A 15,227-nucleotide genomic window follows, 5' to 3' on the forward strand; every position below is an offset into this window, starting at 1 on the left:
GGCGTTTGCGGGAACGGCCGGTGGGCAGGCGCGCCGCCAAGAAGCGTAGGCATGGCTTCCGTTTCGGGTGAATCCGAAGGTTCCAGACGTTCCGGCGAATGAAGGGCATGGTGGTGACGTTCAACGTGACCGGCGGCGAGCGGGGCCAGTGGGCCGTGCTCCAGGTGTCGGGCGAACTGGACCTGGTGACGTCACCGGTGCTGCGGCAGCGCGTGCACGACGAGGTGGCCGAGGGGCGGCACAGCCTCGTCCTGGACCTCTCCGACGTGCTGTTCTGCGATTCCAGCGGGGTCGGCGTCCTCATCGCGTCCCGGCGGCTCATCCGCTCCTGCCAGGGCAGGCTGCGCCTGATACTGCCCGCCCAGGGCGCCGTCGACGGCTCCCACGTCAACCGGGTCCTCGGCGCGCTCGGGGTGCGCCGGCTCTTCGACTGCCACCCCGACCTGGCCTCGGCGACCGGCGACGAGCCGCGGCCCCTGTCCGCGTAGACCGCCCGGGTCCGCGCAGGCCGCCCGACGGCGTACGCTCCCGGCGGGACGTACCCCCGAACACCGACGTGAGGCGGCCGGAGAGAACCATGGTCAACAGCGAGTACGAGCGCAGGATCGCCGCGCGGTTCACCACCTTCGACCAGGACGGCAACGGCCACATCGACCGTTCCGACTTCAGCGGGGCGGCCAAGGCCCTGCTCGCCGAGTTCGGCGTCGCCGCCCGCTCCGACAAGGGCCAGTCCCTGTACGGCGGTGCCGAGGCGCTCTGGCAGGGTCTGGCCGGCATCGCCGACCGGGACGGCGACCAGCGCATCACCCGTGCGGAATTCGTCACCGGAGCGGTCAAGCGGCTGCGGGACAAGCCGGACCGCTTCGCCGAGATCGCCCGCCCCTTCCTGCACGCCGCCCTCGACGTCGCCGACACCGACGGTGACGGGGCGGCCACCGTCGCGGACACCGCGCGGGCGCTGACCGCGTTCGGCGTGCCGGAGGACCTCGCCCGGTCGGCCGCCGCCGCGCTCGACACGGACGGCGACGGCAAGGTGGGGGAGGCGGAGATCGTCCCGGCCTTCGCCCGCTACTTCACCGTGCCCGAGTGACGCGAGCCGGGTAAGGCGTGCGCTGGTAAGGCGTGCCCGAGTGACGCGTGCCCGGGTGACGCGTGCCGGGGTGACGCGTCCCGCAGCACCGTGCGCCCCGGTGTCGCGGATCGTGGCAGAACGGCGTCACGCAGCGTTGATACCCGGTCGTGTCCGCCGAGTCGGCCGTTACGGCCCGGAGTCGGTGCCACACTCCGGTACCTTGTGTGGGATGCGAGTGCTCCCGAGCGCCAGCCGTGCCGGAGTTGCCCCTGGGGCGGCTCCGGAACCGGCGGTGTGCGCCCTGCCCCGCAGGGTGCGCGGGCCGTCGGCCGCCGCCTGTTCGACTCCCCGGAATGTGCGTCGCACAGTATGCCGCACGCGTACTCCTTCGCGCTGGAATATGCCCGAAGCGCTTGTTGGCGTGACTGTACGTCAACCATGCTGGCCCACAAGGGATGCACGTTCCGTGATCCCTGCCCCGGCCGTTGTTCTGGCCATGCTGGAAATGGCTACGATCGTGGCCCTCATGAGGCGCGAGCCTTTGTGTCCGCCGGTTCGGATGGTGTGAGCGGTGCAGGTGCTTCAAGTGCAGCTGGAGGTCCGTCCAGACCCCTCGGAAGTGGGGCGTGCCCGGCGGTGGGCGCGTTCCCGGCTCGCCGGATCGGGGATACGGGCCGATGAACCACTCGCCGAGACGCTGGTCCTGCTCGTCTCCGAACTCGTCACCAACGCCGTGGTGCACACCGGGCGTTCGGCGGTGCTGCGGCTGGTGCTGCCGGGTGCGGTGACCGAGGAGACCGAGGAGGCCACCGTCCGCCTCGAAGTGGACGACGCCAGCGACCGGGCCCCCGTGCCCCGTTGCGCGGGCGGTGAGGCGACGGGCGGCCGGGGCCTCGCCCTCGTGGACGGCCTCGCCGACCGCTGGGGCTGGAGCCGGGAGGGCACCGGCAAGCGCATCTGGTGCGAACTGGACCGGTGCGCCGCGGGCGAGGAGACCCCGCCGGCCTGCGGGAGCGGCGGCGGCGCGGTGGCGTACGAGGGATTCGCGTACGAAGTGGTGTAACGGCCGTGCGCCGGGGTGTGCTTCCGTGCGCGTCCCCGGTGAAACGGGACACAAGTGCTGAAACCTCCCCGCCGGTTGACGGATCGTGACCGCTTCCTCACGCTTGTAGGCAACGATTCGCCGCGAGGGGACGACGAGGGCTCGGTGACGGAGCCCTCGGCGAGCGTGGGTCGTGTCGGCGGCGGTTCCCTCGGGGGCGACGGGAGCCGGGCGGGAGCGCCGGAGTCGGGTGGCGGCGCGCGATGCCGTGCTCGGGGCGGACAACGCCGCGCCGCCGGCCGACGACTGCGGGACCGGTCCCGCCCGTCATCCACAGGCTGTGGACAACTCCGCGCGGAAGGTCCGCCGGTATCCGGTCGGTGTGACCCCGAGCGCGGCCTGCAAGTGCTGCCGCATCGACTGGGCGGTGCCGAACCCGGCCTCCTGGGCGACCTGGTCGACCGAGAGCGCGGTGGATTCCAGCAGGTGCCGGGCCCGTTCGACCCGCTGCCGGGTGAGCCACTGGCCCGGACTGACGCCGACCTCCTCGCGGAAACGCCGGGTGAAGGTGCGGACCGACATCGACTCCTGGGCGGCCATGTCCCGCAGCTGGATCGGCTCGTGCAGGCGGCCGAGCGCCCAGGCGCGGGCGGCCGTCGTGGACGACTGCTGCGGATCGGGCACCGGCCGCTCGATGTACTGCGCCTGCCCGCCGTCCCGGTGCGGCGGTACGACGGTGCGCCGGGCCACCTCGTTGGCGACGGCGGTGCCGTGGTCCCGGCGCACGATGTGCACGCACAGGTCGATCCCGGCCGCGACCCCGGCCGAGGTGAGGACGTCGCCGTCGTCGACGAACAGCACGTCGGCGTCCACCCGCACCTTCGGGAACAGTCGCTGGAAGTGCTCGGCGGAGGCCCAGTGCGTGGTCGCCGGGCGGCCGTCCAGACACCCGGCGGCGGCCAGCACGAACCCGCCCGTGCAGATCGCCACCAGCCGGGTGCCGGGCCGCACGAGGGCCAGCGCGGCGGCCAGCTCCCCGGTCAGCACGCCCTGTTCGTAGACGGGGCCCAGCTCGTAGGAGGCGGGGATCACAACGGTGTCGGCGGTGGCCAGGGCCTCGGGGCCGTTGCCGACCAGGATCTCGAAGTCGGCGTCCGTGGCGACCGGGCCCGGCGGGCGGACCGAGCAGGTCACGACCTCGTACAGCGGGCGCTTGTGCTCGTCGCGGGCGAGGCCGAAGATGCGCTGCGCGATGCCCAGCTCGAAGGGGAGCACGCCGTCGAGGGCGAGGACGGCGACCCGGTGCGGGCGGTCCGCGGGGGCGGGGGTGTCGGAGGCCATGGCCCGATCCTAGCGAACGCTGTCCTTCGGGCCACTCGCTCGGACGGAAGCCGTTGCGGAGACTCTCCGACGTGACCCAGACAACCGACACCACCGCAGGACCCGAGGACATGCGGGAGCCGGCCCGCCGCCGGCGCGTGCACCGCGCCTGGTGGGTCGCCGCCGTCACCTTCGTGACGATCATCGGAGCCGCCGCCTTCCGCTCGCTGCCCGGCATCCTCATCGACCCGCTCCACCAGGAGTTCGGCTGGTCGCGCGGCACGATCGGCGCCGCCGTCTCGGTCAACCTCGCGCTGTACGGGCTGACCGCGCCGTTCGCCGCCGCGCTGATGGACCGCTTCGGCATCCGGCGGGTGGTGGCCGTCGCCCTGCTGGTGATCGCGCTCGGCTCGGGCCTGACCGTGTGGATGGACTCCGCCTGGCAGCTCATCCTGTGCTGGGGCCTGCTGGTCGGCCTCGGCTCCGGCTCGATGGCCCTGGCCTTCGCCGCCACCGTCACCAACCGCTGGTTCACCGAGCGGCGCGGCCTGGTCACCGGCGTCCTCACCGCCGCCTCCGCCTCCGGACAGCTGATCTTCCTGCCGCTGCTGTCCTGGATCGTCGAGACGTACGACTGGCGCCCGGCGGCCGTCACCGTCGCGCTGGCCGCCCTGGCCGTCGTCCCCTTCGTCTGGCTCCTCCTGCGCGACCACCCGGCCGACGTCGGTCAAAAGCCGTACGGCGCACGGGAGTTCGTGCCCAAGCCCGCGCCCGTCCCCGGCGCCGCCCGCCGCGCCCTCACGGTGCTGTTCTCCGCCGTCCGCACCGGCCCGTTCTGGCTGCTGGCCGGCACCTTCGCGATCTGCGGCGCCTCCACCAACGGCCTGATCCAGACCCACTTCGTGCCCGCCGCCCACGACCACGGCATGCCGATCACCGCCGCCGCCTCGCTGCTCGCCGTCATCGGCGTGTTCGACGTGGTCGGCACGATCGCCTCCGGCTGGTTCACCGACCGCTTCGAACCGCGCCGCCTGCTCGCCGTCTACTACGCCCTGCGCGGCGTCTCCCTCCTCTTCCTCCCCATGCTGCTCGCGCCGAGCGTCCACCCGCCGATGGTCTTCTTCATCGTCTTCTACGGCCTCGACTGGGTCGCCACCGTCCCGCCCACCCTCGCCCTGTGCCGCGAGCACTACGGCGACGACAGCGCGATCGTTTTCGGCTGGGTGCTGGCCTCCCACCAGGTGGGCGCCGCCCTCGTCGCCTTCCTCGGCGGCGTCGCCCGCGACCACTTCGGCTCCTACGACGTGGTGTGGATCGCCTCCGGCGCCCTGTGCGCGGCGGCGGCCCTGATGGCCCTGGTGATCCGACGGCGGCCTGCTCCGGTGGCCGTCCTGTCCTGAGCGAGTCGTAGGCTCCCGGGGCATGGGGTGGGGAACAGGGCCGGCGGTGGCCGGACGCGGGCGCCCGACGTGGTCGAACGACGAGTGGAACGTGGCGGCGGCGCTGTGCGCGACGCAACTGCCGCTGGTGTGGCTGGCGTGGTTGTTCTTCGTGGGGGCGGGGCAGGACGACTACGGGCGCGGCGGGGGCGCCTTCGGTGTCCTCTGCGTCCCGCTGATCCTGCCGCTCCTCGGAGTCGTGCACTCCAGCGTGCAGGTCATGCCCGCGGCGACGCTGGCCCGTCTCCTCACGCGCCGCCTGCGCGGTCCCGCATGGGCGTGGCACGTGGGGATGTCCGTGCTGGTCGGAGTGGGCTGGGCCGGGTTGGGGCACGGGGTGTGGGACTGGTCGCTCCGCGACACGCTGCCGTGGTTCGCGGGTGCCGGGGTCCTGCCCGTGCTGTTCCTCGCCCCACTGTGCCGACGGGCGTGGGGCGGGTGGAGGCTCTGGTTCCGCATGGCCGGTGTCTGCGTCGTCCTCTTCGCCGTCGGCGGGCTGGGCGTGGCGGCCCTGGCCGACGACTACGAGCCCCCCGCGCTCTCCGCCGGGCAGCTCGCCGGGGACTGGCGCGGAGACCACGGGGCGGTCCTGCGGCTGGCCCCGGGCGGCCGGGCCGAGCTGACCCGGGTCCCGGCCCAACCCGACTTCGAAGCGGACCGGGACTACACCAGGTGCGACGGCACGGGCACCTGGACCCGCGAGCGGCACGGCGACCGCGAGGGCGTCCTGGTGCGCCTCGACGGAGCGTGCGGCGAGGAGACGCACTGGACGATCGGCGGCACCGGTCGGGTGCCCGAGCTGTTCGTGCTGTTCGGCGACCCGGACGCCGGTGACCTGCTGATCCTCACCCGAAATTAGCCCGGCAGGCGCGACACCCGGCCCGCCTGCCTCTTCGCCACCGCCCGGGCGATTCGCTCCGCGTCGATCGCCAGCTCCCGCAGCATGCCGCTGATCGGGTTGGTGAACCCCGTGAAGTACAGACCGGCGGCGCCGGACGGCGTGCGGCCGCCGTGCGCGAGCGGCCGCCCCGTGCCGTCGAGGACGCCGAGGTGTCCGACCAGCCCCTCCAGGCCGCGCCGGTACCCCGTGGCCGCGATCACCGCGTCCGGGGCGATGCAGGTGCCGTCGGCCAGCAGGACCTTGCCGTCCTCGAAGCCGTCCATCGCGGCGACGACCTCCACCCGGCCGGAGCGCACCGCGTCGATCAGGCCCACGTCCTGCACCGGGATGGCACCCTCGGCCACCCGGCTGTAGAGCCCGGTGCCGGGACGCGGCAGCCCCTGCGCCGCCAGGTCGGGCACGCTGATCCGGGCGAGCGGCCGGGCCAGCCGGTCCACCAGCGCGACCGGCAGCCGCCGGCACAGGATGCCGGTGTACTGGGCGGCCCACCCGGCGGTCGAGCGGCGGACGATGTGCGGCGCCGTGCGCACCGCGAGCCGGACCCGGGCGGCCCCGCCCTCCGCCAGGTCCACGGCGATCTCGGCGCCGGTGTTGCCCACCCCGACCACCAGGACGTCCCGGCCGGCGTACGGGGCCGGGGCGCGGTACTCGGCGGCGTGCCGGAACTCGCCGGTGTAGGTGTCCCGGCCGGGCCAGTCCGGCACGCGCGGGGTGTGGTTGTAGCCGGTGGCGACCACCACCGCGGCGCCGGTCAGCTCCCGGCCGCCGGAGGCGTGCAGCAGCCACCCGGCGCCGTCGGGCGCGCGCTCGACGCGGAAGACCTCGACGCCGGTGACGATCTCCAGCTGGTGGTACTCGGCGTACTTCTCCAGGTACCGCACCACGTCGTCCCGGGCCACCCACCGTCCGAAGCGGCGCGGGATCGGCAGGCCGGGCAGCGCCGACAGGCGGCGGGTGGTGTGCAGCCGCAGCCGGTCGTAGTGGCGCCGCCAGGAGGAGCCGACGCGGTCGGCCCGTTCCAGGACGACGGCCCGCAGTCCGCGGGCGCGCAGCGCGTGGGCGACGGCGAGACCGCCGGGACCGGCGCCTATGACGTACACGGGTCGGCCCGCGGGGTGGGCGGGCCGCTGCGGTGCAGCGGACGCTGTGGAGTCGGCCATGCGGCGAGCGTAATCGCGCCCTCGCTTGATGGGTCTCGGTCAAGACCGGAATCGGTTGCGGATCGGTCACGACTGGTCCCGGTCGGCTTGAATGGCCCGATGGCCCACACACGCATGTACACCCTCGACCCCTCCCTCTCCCGCACCGAACCGCGCGGACACGGTCTGCGCCTGCGCGCCTGGGACGCGGGCTCGGACGACGACGCCCACACGTGGCTGCGGGGCTGCACGGACCCCGAGTTCCAGCGCTGGAACACCCCGCTCAAGCTGTGGACCGACCTCGCCGGAGCCCGCGAGTCGCTGCGCGGGCGGGCGCGGGACGCGGCGGACGGCAGGTCGGCGTCGTTCCGGATCACGGACGAGGAGAGCGGTACGACGCTGGGGCACATCGGGCTCAACGAGATCAGCCGGCAGATGAAGGTGGCCCGGGTCGGCTACTGGGTGCTCCCCGAGGCCCGGGGCCGGGGCGTCGCCACCCGCGCCCTGCTCCTCGCCTCCCGCTGGTCCTACGCCGAACTCGGCCTGCACCGCCTGGAACTGGGCCACGCCGTCGGCCACGACGCCTCCTGCCGGGTCGCCGAGCGCAGCGGCTACCGCGCCGAGGGGACCCTGCGCGAGGCGATGTTCGAGGCCGGCCGCCACGACGCGTTCCGGGACGTACACCTGCACGCGCGGCTGGCGACGGACGAGGAGCCCACCCCGCCCGCCCCGCCCGGCGTGCGGTGAGCGCCGTTCACGGCCACAGCAGCCGCCGGTCCCAACCGCCGTCCGCCGCCCGCCGATAGGCCAGCCGTACATGGCGCCGGCGGGCCTCGCCCTGGAAGAACTCCACCTCGGCGGGGCGCAGCCGGTACAGCGTCCAGGACGCGACCGGGGCGTCCGGCTCCCGCTCGGCCCGCTCCCAGGCCGCCTGCGAGGCACGGGCCAGTTCCGCCGGCGAGTCCAGCTCGGCGCTCTGCCGCCCGGTGAGCGCGGCGGCCAGTGCGCCCCTCGACCGGGCGTGCAGGTCGGCCCGTGCCTGTTCGGCCGGGGCGACGGCGACCGGCCCGCGCAGCCGCACCTGGCGGCCCAGCACCGGCCAGTAGAAGACGAGGGCGGCGTACGGGCGGGCGGCGAGGTGGCGGCCCTTGCGGCTGTCGGCGTGGGTGGCGAAGGCCCAGCCGTCCGCGTCCGCGCCGTGCAGCATCACGATGCGCGCGTCCGGCAGGCCCTCGGCGTCCGCCGTCGCCAGCGACACCGTGTGCGGCTCGCGCTCACCGGCCGCGACCGCCTCGGCGAACCACCGGGTGAACAGCTCCAGCGGGTCGCCGGGCGCGTCCGCCGGGTCGAGGGGCGGCAGCTCGGTGACCGCGGGGTCCCACACCCGCAGCGTCCGCAGCAACTCGTGGAGATCGGTTCCCATGCCTGCCCGGGCTCAGACCGAGCCGAGGTCGGAGGAGACCCAGCGTTCGGGGCGCATCCGGACGATGACCTGCTCGCCGTGGTTCGCCGAGGCGAAGGCGACGTACCCGTCGACCTTGTCGGCCGGGAGGTAGCGCGCGGAGATCTCCCGCAGGTCCTCCTCGGTCGCGGTGACCGTCTCGACGACCGGCCCCTCCACCGACACGTAGCGGATGGTGGGCTCCAGCCGGTCGACCATCAGCGAGAACCGGCCCGCCTTGCTGATCAGCCGGTTCTTCCGGCTGTCGAGGCCCGTCATGATCCACACCTCGCCGCCGGGCTCGTACTGGTACCAGATCGGCACGGTCAGCGGGGCGCGGCCCGCCTCCGCGTCGACCGCGAGCGCGGCGATGTGCGGCTCGGCCAGGAACGTCTCACGCTCTTCGCGGGTCAGGGCCACGGGGGGTCTCCTCCAGCGGATGCGGATGATGCGGATGCGGTGCGGGCACAGGTACAGGTACAGATGCGGGTGCTGATACAGGTGCCGGTGCCGGTACGGAGCACAACGTCGGCCGGGAGGGCGGTTGTTCCCCGTGCGGGGCCGTCGCGGGGCTGAACTTCGAGGCGCTGGACATCGTGCCGGTACGGCCGGGGGCCGGGGCACGGTCGCCGAGTTCGAGCGGGCGGCCGACGGGGCGGCGAAGGGGCTGGAGGTCTGGGGCTCCGCGGCGCGGAGATGACAGGCTGCCGCGCGGCGTACTTACTTCGCGGGCTTCTTTCCGGTGATGCCGAGATACGTCAACAGGGCGAGGTGCGGCTTGAGTTCCGCCTGTTTCACACCCCAGGAAGAGAAACCTTTCTGGTGCGAGGCGGCGGCCGCGAGCATGACGACCAGTGACCCGGCGATCGCCGCGGGGTTCACGTCCTTGTCGACCTTGCCCTTTGCCTGGAGATCGGCGACGGAATCCGTCAGGGGGGAATTCACCGAGTTCAGGATCTTCATGCGGATTCTGGCGAAACGCTTGTCGCCCTCCGCCGCGCCGAGATCGATCACACGGAGAATCGCGTCGTTCTTGCGCCAGAACTCCAGGAATCCGTCGACGAGTTCCTGTGCCGTCTGCCAGCCGGCCTTGCCGACCCACGAGCGGTCCGCCGCCAGTTCGGCCAGCGAGGAACTCTCGGCGGCCATACGGTCGGCGATCTCCAGCACCGCGCCCTCGACGTCCGGGAAGTACTGGTAGAAGGTCGCGGGCGACGTGCCCGCCTTGCGGGCGACATCGATGACTTTGACATCGCGATAGGGGGAGGAGTTGAGCATTTCGCTGAGGCAGTCGAGCAGTTTCTGCCGGGTCGCCTGCCCACGTCGACCGGCCACGCGGCCGTCGACGGTACGCACTTGTCCTGTCATGCCGTCAGCTTACCGACGGGTGATCCGAGCGCGATTCGGCCGACTGCAAATGGGGTGCGGAAGCGCGGAAGGACCGTGTGCCTGGTCTGCGCGGTGCGGGTGACGCGGCTACTTTTGAGGGCATGGCCGAAAACGGGGCATTCGAGAAGAGGCCGTCGAAGTCGCCGGCCCGTCCGTCCGCCCGCCGCGAGGGAATCCCCTGCTGGGTGGACGCACAGCTCTCCGACGTGGAGGCGGGCAGGCGCTTCTACGGCGAGCTGTTCGGCTGGACCTTCCAGGAGGAGGCGGCGGAGGAGGAGCCCGGGGGGAGCCTCTACCGGGCGCCGGCGGAGTCCGTACGGGCGTGCCTGGACGGTGAGCCCGTCGCCGCGCTGGTCCGCAAGACCGACGGCCGGATGCCCACCGTGTGGTCCGTGTACTTCCACACCCCCGACGCCACCGCCCTGGCCGCGCGGATCCGGGCGGGCGGCGGCCAGATCGTCACCCCGCCCCACCCGGTCGGCGACCTGGGCACCGCCGCGCTCGCCGCCGACCCCGACGGCGCGGTCTTCGGGCTCTGGCAGCCGGGCCGCCGCGGCGGCTTCGGGCGCCGGCACGAGCCGGGCACCTTCGCCTGGGCCGAGCTGTACACCCGGGACACGGACGCCGCCAACACCTTCTACGGCGACCTGTTCCCCGAGGCGCTCTTCGGGCCGGACGCGGCCCCCGACTTCGGCCGCGCCCGGGTCTCGGACGTCTTCCCCGCCGAGATGCCGCCGCACTTCCTCGTCCACTTCCTGGTCGAGGACGTGGACGAGGCCCTCGCCGCGGTCGCCCGGCTCGGCGGCCGGGTGCGGGTGCCGCCCTTCGGGACGTCGTACGGGCGGGTGGCCGTGGTCTCGGACGGTCAGGGAGCGTCGTTCGCGCTGCTGCGCCGCTGAACGGACCCGGAAGGGCCTCCCGAGGGCCCTTTGCCCGGAATCAGGCAAGACACCCCGATTGTCGCCAGGTTCGCCACCAGCGCCTCGGACAGGAAGAATCGGGGTGCGTGGCGCCACGGAGGTGCGGTGGTGAGACGCTGCACTTCGGTCGCGTACATATGTGGGTGGCGCGGCCCGTACGGGGAGGTGGCAGGCAAGTGGTGGATCAGCTGACGCAGCACGATCCGCGGCGGATCGGGCCGTTCGAGGTGCTGGGCCGGCTCGGCGCCGGCGGCATGGGGCTGGTCTATCTCGCGCGCTCGGCGTCCGGGCGGCGCGTGGCGATCAAGACGGTGCGCACGGAACTGGCGGAGGACCAGCTGTTCCGCGTCCGCTTCACCCGCGAGGTGGAGGCGGCCCGCGCGGTCTCGGGCTTCTACACGGCGGCCGTGGTCGACGCCGACCCGCGCGCCGCGGTGCCGTGGCTGGCCACCGCCTACGTCCCCGCCCCCTCCCTCGAGGAGATAGTGAACGAGTGCGGGCCGCTGCCGGCCCAGGCGGTGCGCTGGCTGGCCGCGGGCGTCGCGGAGGCGCTCCAGTCGATCCACGGCGCGGGGCTGGTCCACCGCGACCTGAAGCCCTCCAACGTCCTCGTCGTCGAGGACGGCCCCCGCGTGATCGACTTCGGCATCGCGTCCGGCGTCTCGAACACCCGGCTGACCATGACGAACGTCGCCGTCGGAACCCCCGCCTACATGTCCCCGGAGCAGGCGAAGGACTCCCGCAGCGTCACCGGCGCCAGCGACGTGTTCTCGCTCGGCTCGATGCTGGTCTTCGCCGCCACCGGGCACCCGCCCTTCCACGGCGCCAACCCGGTCGAGACGGTCTTCATGCTGCTGCGCGAGGGCCCCGACCTGGAAGGCCTGCCCGACGAGCTGCGCCCGCTCATCGAGTCCTGCATGCAGATGGAGGCCACCGGCCGCCCCAACCCGGCCGACCTCCAGTCCCAGCTCGCCCCGCACCTCTTCGGCTCCGGCTCCGACGACAGCGGTACGGCGTCGGCGTGGCTGCCCGAGCGGGCCGTGGGCCTGATCGAGGGGCGCCGCAACGGCCGCCCCGCCGCCAAGCCGGCCACCACGGCCGGCGGCCGCGGACCGGGCCACTCCGGCGCCCGCGGGCCCGCCCACGCGCCTCCGCTGCCGCCCCCGCCCGCGCACGACCCCGTCGTACCGGCGCCGCCCGCGCACGTCCCGGCGGTACCCGCACCCGTCGGCGCCCCCGACGGCGGGCCGGTCCGGCTGCCCGGCGCCGCGGTGCCCATCGGCCCCGGCCCGCGCGTCGCCGACATGCGCGCCGCCGCCGTCGCCGCGCCGCCGCCGGAGTCCGCCCTCGCCGCGTCCTGGTCCCGCCCGCGCACCGGCGTCAACGGCGCCGACCCCGCCGTACCGGCCCCGTCGTCGCCCGCGCCCCCGGAGGCCTCGCCGGCCGGGTGGCGCCCCTGGCGGTTCCGGATGTCCAACGACGTCTGGGGCACGCCGCGGGTCGCCGAGGACCTGGTCTACGTCACCTCCTTCGAGGTGCACGCCCTGGACGTGGCCACCGGACGGCGCCGCTTCAAGACCCGGGACGTCGCCTGGTCGATGGCGGTCGCCGACGGCCGCATCCACGCCTCCGACGGACCGACCCTCTTCGCCCTGGACGCCCGCGAGGGCGCCGACCTCTGGCGCGTCCAGACGGACGCCTGGGTGTACTCGCTCCAGGCCGACCGCGGCACCGTCCTCACGGCCACCCGCGGCGGCGGCGTCCAGGCCTGGGAGGCGTCGACCGGCCAGAAGCTGTGGGAGGTCACCGGCGCCCAGACCGACTTCGAGTCCCCGGAGGCGGGCGCCGCGCTGCACGACGGCACGGCGTACGTCTGGCAGGACGCCCGGCTGCGCGCCCTGGACGCCCGCAGCGGCGACGAGAGATGGTCGTACCCGATCGGCGACGCGGCCTCCTGCGGCGGCGTCCCGGTCCGCATCGGCCAGGCCCCCGACGGCTACGTGTACGTCGCGGCCGGCACCCGGGTGCTCGCCCTGGAGGTCGCCTCCGGCCACGTCCGCTGGCACTTCGAGGCCCCCGCGGTCTTCCTCGCCCCGCCCACCTTCGTGCCGGGCCCGGCCGTGACCGGCGGCGGCGTCTACCTGGCCGACTACCTCGGCACCGTCTACGCCCTCGACGCCACCGACGGCCGCGACCGCTGGCGCATCGCCACCGAGGCCCGCTCCTCGACCGACCCGGTCCTGGTCGCCGCCGGTCACGTCCACGTGGGCAGCGGCAAGGGCCTGTACACGCTGGACGCGGTCACCGGCACCCCCAAGTGGCGCTTCCAGGCGGGCGGCGACATCGTGGGCGCGCCCGCGGTCGCCGAGGGCCGCATCCACTTCGGCTCGTCCGACCACCTGCTGTACACGCTGAAGGCCGACGACGGCCGCCTGCGCTGGAAGCTCGCCACCGGCGGCGAGATCACCGGCTCGCCGGTCGTCCGCGACGGCATCGTGTACGCGTGCAGCAAGGACCGCTGCGTGTACGCGCTGGACGCGGAGAAGGGCACGGGGACGGCGCGCACGACGTGAGGGTCCGGGTGGCGCCGGGCCCCGTACGGCGCGTGAGGGGCCGTGCCCGGGTGGTGACGTGTCCGTGACATCCGCGCACTAGCGTGATCTTCATGACGACACGGGGGCGTGCACTCAGATACACGGCGGTCTCGGCACTGGTGGTCCTCGGCCTGACCGGCTTCTCGACCGGCCGCCACGGCCACGGAGGCGACGGCTCGGGCGGCGGTTGCAGCAGCTCCGGCCAGGACCACGACAGCTCGTCGTCCACGTCGGGCGGCGGCGACGCGCACAAGGACGACGACACCTACGGCAGCGGCGGCAGCGGCCACCACGACTACGACGACGACACCTACGGCGACGACACGGGCGGCGGCGGCTCCGACGGCGCCGAGGCCGCCACCCTGATGCTGGTGACCTGCGCCAGTGCGTCCCAGTCGTGGGCCACCGTCGAGGTCACCAACCCGAACGCCGCCGAGTACACGTTCCCCGTCACGGTCCTCTTCAAGGACGCGGACGGCACGACGCTCACCGAAGGCAGCGAGGAGGTCACCGTCCCCGCGGACGGTGTGGCCGCGGTCCGCGTCCCCTTCGACGGCGCCACGGCCCCGGACCACTGCGAACTGGACCACACCGTGACGGCGCCGCTGTGACCCCGGCGAACGGCGGCCCGCACATCGACGCGACGCTGGTCCGGCGGCTGGTCGACACGCAGTTCCCGCAGTGGTCGGGACTTCCGCTGACGCGGCTGGAGCCGGCCGGTTCCGACCACGTGATCCACCGGCTCGGCGACGCGCTGACGGTCCGGCTGCCCCGCCACGCGGGTGCCGTCGGGCAGGCGGCGAAGGAGTTCCGGTGGCTCCCCAGGCTCGCCCCGCACCTTCCCCTGGCCGTTCCGCGACCCGTGGCGGTGGGCGAGCCCGGCTTCGGGTATCCGTGGCCGTGGGCGGTGTCCCGCTGGCTGGACGGCGAGGTGGCGACCGTGGAGGCGCTGGCCGACTCCGCCGAGGCCGCCGTCCGGCTGGCCGGCTTCCTGACCGCCTTGCAGCGGTTCGAGGCTCCCGGCGGCGAGGCGGGGGACGACCTCGCCGGCCGCCCGCTGTCCGAGCGGGACCGCGCGACGCGGGAGGCGATCGCGCGCACCGCGGGCGAGTTCGACGCGGCGGACCTCACGGCCCTGTGGGACGAGGCGTCGCACGCCCCCGGCTGGGACCGTCCGCCGGTCTGGTTCCACGGCGACTTCCACACCGGGAACCTGCTGACCGTGGACGGCCGGCTCAGCGCCGTCATCGACTTCGAGGGGCTCGGCAGGGGCGACCCGGCCCGCGACCTGATGATCGCCTTCACCCTGATGTCGCCCGCGAGCCGCGCCGTCTTCCGCGACGCGCTCGGCGTGGACGACGCCACCTGGACCCGGGGGCGCGGCTGGGCCCTGGCCACCGGCCTGAACGCGTACGTCGCCCACGCCGCCGCCAGTCCCCGGGTCGCCGCGCAGACCACCCGGCAGATCACCCAGGCCCTTCTCGGCTGACGCCGGACACACGGCGGCCGCGGCGGCTCCCCTCCGCGCCGCCGCGGCCGATCCCCGTGTGGAGGAAGGTCTACTTGCCGTCGCCGTCCAGGTCCAGGGCGGGCGGGGCCGGCATGGGGTTCTCCATCGTCCGGACGTCGGGCTTGGCCGGTCCGCTGGGCATGGGGTTCTCCAGCGTGGTGACGGCCCCGTCCTTCGGCGGCGCGGGCATGGGGTTCTCGAGAGTCGTGATGTTCTCGTCGGTGGCCGCCTCGCCCGTGGCCGTGGCCTTCGTGTCCTTCTGGTTCTCGCTCATGGGCTTGGTCCCTCCGCTGTAACGACATGTGGCGAACGCCCGCCCGGGGGCTCCCCCGTGGGCCGCCGGACGGGCGTTCGGAGCCGCACCATAACTGGTCGCGCTCCGCGTCAGACCGTCTGCCCCCCGACGCGACGGTGTGACGGGTACGACGATGCCGGGGGGCGATAAACGAATGCTGAACGC

Annotated in this window: 16 protein-coding genes; 10 read left to right on the plus strand and 6 right to left on the minus strand. The window is 74.0% G+C overall.

The window, feature by feature from the left end; translation table 11 throughout:
- Positions 1-107: 107 nt before the first annotated feature.
- The 3 genes from B9W62_RS21935 to B9W62_RS21950 all read left to right on the plus strand — a co-directional run bounded on the left by B9W62_RS21935 (position 108) and on the right by B9W62_RS21950 (position 2,135).
- A complete protein-coding gene (locus tag B9W62_RS21935) occupies positions 108-488 on the plus strand; it encodes an STAS domain-containing protein (RefSeq protein WP_003974572.1) in 381 nt (126 codons plus the stop codon).
- A gap of 89 nt (positions 489-577) precedes the next feature.
- Positions 578-1,090, plus strand: coding sequence for a calcium binding protein CalD (gene calD / locus B9W62_RS21940; RefSeq protein ID WP_087808768.1), 513 nt, complete (start codon positions 578-580; stop codon positions 1,088-1,090).
- A 568-nt stretch (positions 1,091-1,658) separates the two neighbouring features.
- Positions 1,659-2,135, plus strand: a complete 477-nt coding sequence (locus tag B9W62_RS21950) for an ATP-binding protein (RefSeq protein ID WP_179236074.1) — start codon at positions 1,659-1,661, stop codon at positions 2,133-2,135.
- Positions 2,136-2,441: 306 nt separating this feature from the next.
- Here B9W62_RS21950 and B9W62_RS21955 read toward each other — a convergent pair whose 3' ends face one another.
- The gene (locus B9W62_RS21955; protein ID WP_087808771.1) at positions 2,442-3,455 is read right to left on the minus strand and encodes a GlxA family transcriptional regulator; all 1,014 of its coding nucleotides are present in this window, start codon (positions 3,453-3,455) and stop codon (positions 2,442-2,444) included.
- Positions 3,456-3,526: 71 nt separating this feature from the next.
- Between B9W62_RS21955 and B9W62_RS21960 the strand changes: the two genes are divergently transcribed.
- Both B9W62_RS21960 and B9W62_RS21965 read left to right on the plus strand, forming a co-directional pair.
- Positions 3,527-4,834 (plus strand): MFS transporter, encoded by a 1,308-nt coding sequence (locus tag B9W62_RS21960; RefSeq protein WP_087808772.1) that lies wholly within the window; start codon positions 3,527-3,529, stop codon positions 4,832-4,834.
- Positions 4,835-4,856: 22 nt separating this feature from the next.
- Positions 4,857-5,732: a hypothetical protein gene (locus B9W62_RS21965; RefSeq protein WP_087808773.1), complete on the plus strand. Its 876-nt coding sequence runs from the start codon at positions 4,857-4,859 to the stop codon at positions 5,730-5,732.
- On the opposite strand, the gene B9W62_RS21970 is transcribed toward B9W62_RS21965, so the two are convergent.
- Positions 5,729-6,934: a flavin-containing monooxygenase gene (locus B9W62_RS21970; RefSeq protein ID WP_087808774.1), complete on the minus strand. Its 1,206-nt coding sequence runs from the start codon at positions 6,932-6,934 to the stop codon at positions 5,729-5,731. The two genes, B9W62_RS21965 and B9W62_RS21970, sit on opposite strands and share 4 nt — an antisense overlap.
- A gap of 99 nt (positions 6,935-7,033) precedes the next feature.
- On the opposite strand from B9W62_RS21970, the gene B9W62_RS21975 reads away from it, so the two are divergent.
- On the plus strand, positions 7,034-7,660 hold the full coding sequence (locus B9W62_RS21975) for a GNAT family N-acetyltransferase (protein WP_087808775.1): 627 nt from the start codon (positions 7,034-7,036) through the stop codon (positions 7,658-7,660).
- 7 nt (positions 7,661-7,667) lie between these two features.
- On the opposite strand, the gene B9W62_RS21980 is transcribed toward B9W62_RS21975, so the two are convergent.
- The 3 genes from B9W62_RS21980 to B9W62_RS21995 all read right to left on the minus strand — a co-directional run bounded on the left by B9W62_RS21980 (position 7,668) and on the right by B9W62_RS21995 (position 9,722).
- On the minus strand, positions 7,668-8,336 hold the full coding sequence (locus B9W62_RS21980) for a pyridoxine/pyridoxamine 5'-phosphate oxidase (protein ID WP_087808776.1): 669 nt from the start codon (positions 8,334-8,336) through the stop codon (positions 7,668-7,670).
- 12 nt (positions 8,337-8,348) lie between these two features.
- Positions 8,349-8,774, minus strand: coding sequence for a pyridoxamine 5'-phosphate oxidase family protein (locus B9W62_RS21985; protein WP_087808777.1), 426 nt, complete (start codon positions 8,772-8,774; stop codon positions 8,349-8,351).
- Positions 8,775-9,074: 300 nt separating this feature from the next.
- A complete protein-coding gene (locus tag B9W62_RS21995; protein ID WP_179235604.1) occupies positions 9,075-9,722 on the minus strand; it encodes a TetR family transcriptional regulator in 648 nt (215 codons plus the stop codon).
- Between the two features lie 122 nt (positions 9,723-9,844).
- Here B9W62_RS21995 and B9W62_RS22000 point away from each other — a divergent pair, with 122 nt between their 5' ends.
- The 4 genes from B9W62_RS22000 (at position 9,845) to B9W62_RS22015 (ending at position 14,746) form a co-directional block, all read left to right on the plus strand.
- Entirely contained in the window at positions 9,845-10,642 is a 798-nt protein-coding gene (locus B9W62_RS22000) for an AfsK-binding protein KbpA (RefSeq protein WP_087808779.1), read from the plus strand.
- 197 nt (positions 10,643-10,839) lie between these two features.
- Positions 10,840-13,236, plus strand: a complete 2,397-nt coding sequence (locus B9W62_RS22005) for a protein serine/threonine kinase AfsK (protein ID WP_087808780.1) — start codon at positions 10,840-10,842, stop codon at positions 13,234-13,236.
- 92 nt (positions 13,237-13,328) lie between these two features.
- Positions 13,329-13,868, plus strand: a complete 540-nt coding sequence (locus B9W62_RS22010; protein ID WP_087812023.1) for a hypothetical protein — start codon at positions 13,329-13,331, stop codon at positions 13,866-13,868.
- Positions 13,865-14,746 (plus strand): aminoglycoside phosphotransferase family protein, encoded by an 882-nt coding sequence (locus B9W62_RS22015; RefSeq protein WP_087808781.1) that lies wholly within the window; start codon positions 13,865-13,867, stop codon positions 14,744-14,746. The genes B9W62_RS22010 and B9W62_RS22015 overlap by 4 nt, the downstream gene beginning before the upstream one ends.
- A 70-nt stretch (positions 14,747-14,816) precedes the next feature.
- On the opposite strand, the gene B9W62_RS39680 is transcribed toward B9W62_RS22015, so the two are convergent.
- Complete coding sequence (locus B9W62_RS39680) at positions 14,817-15,041, minus strand: sigma-like protein (protein ID WP_107424206.1); 225 nt, start codon at positions 15,039-15,041, stop codon at positions 14,817-14,819.
- Positions 15,042-15,227: the final 186 nt, after the last annotated feature.

The sequence above is a fragment of the Streptomyces sp. CS113 genome (genome assembly GCF_002188365.1).
GTDB lineage: Bacteria > Actinomycetota > Actinomycetes > Streptomycetales > Streptomycetaceae > Streptomyces > Streptomyces tendae.

Coding starts and splice junctions, on each gene's coding strand:
- B9W62_RS22000 (WP_087808779.1), top strand. CDS start 9,845: ATGGCCGAAAACGGGGCATTCGAGAAGAGGCCGTCGAAGTCGCCGGCC.
- B9W62_RS21995 (WP_179235604.1), bottom strand. CDS start 9,722: ATGACAGGACAAGTGCGTACCGTCGACGGCCGCGTGGCCGGTCGACGT.
- B9W62_RS21965 (WP_087808773.1), top strand. CDS start 4,857: ATGGGGTGGGGAACAGGGCCGGCGGTGGCCGGACGCGGGCGCCCGACG.
- B9W62_RS21970 (WP_087808774.1), bottom strand. CDS start 6,934: ATGGCCGACTCCACAGCGTCCGCTGCACCGCAGCGGCCCGCCCACCCC.
- B9W62_RS21975 (WP_087808775.1), top strand. CDS start 7,034: ATGGCCCACACACGCATGTACACCCTCGACCCCTCCCTCTCCCGCACC.
- calD (WP_087808768.1), top strand. CDS start 578: ATGGTCAACAGCGAGTACGAGCGCAGGATCGCCGCGCGGTTCACCACC.
- B9W62_RS21980 (WP_087808776.1), bottom strand. CDS start 8,336: ATGGGAACCGATCTCCACGAGTTGCTGCGGACGCTGCGGGTGTGGGAC.
- B9W62_RS21955 (WP_087808771.1), bottom strand. CDS start 3,455: ATGGCCTCCGACACCCCCGCCCCCGCGGACCGCCCGCACCGGGTCGCC.
- B9W62_RS21935 (WP_003974572.1), top strand. CDS start 108: ATGGTGGTGACGTTCAACGTGACCGGCGGCGAGCGGGGCCAGTGGGCC.
- B9W62_RS22010 (WP_087812023.1), top strand. CDS start 13,329: ATGACGACACGGGGGCGTGCACTCAGATACACGGCGGTCTCGGCACTG.
- B9W62_RS39680 (WP_107424206.1), bottom strand. CDS start 15,041: ATGAGCGAGAACCAGAAGGACACGAAGGCCACGGCCACGGGCGAGGCG.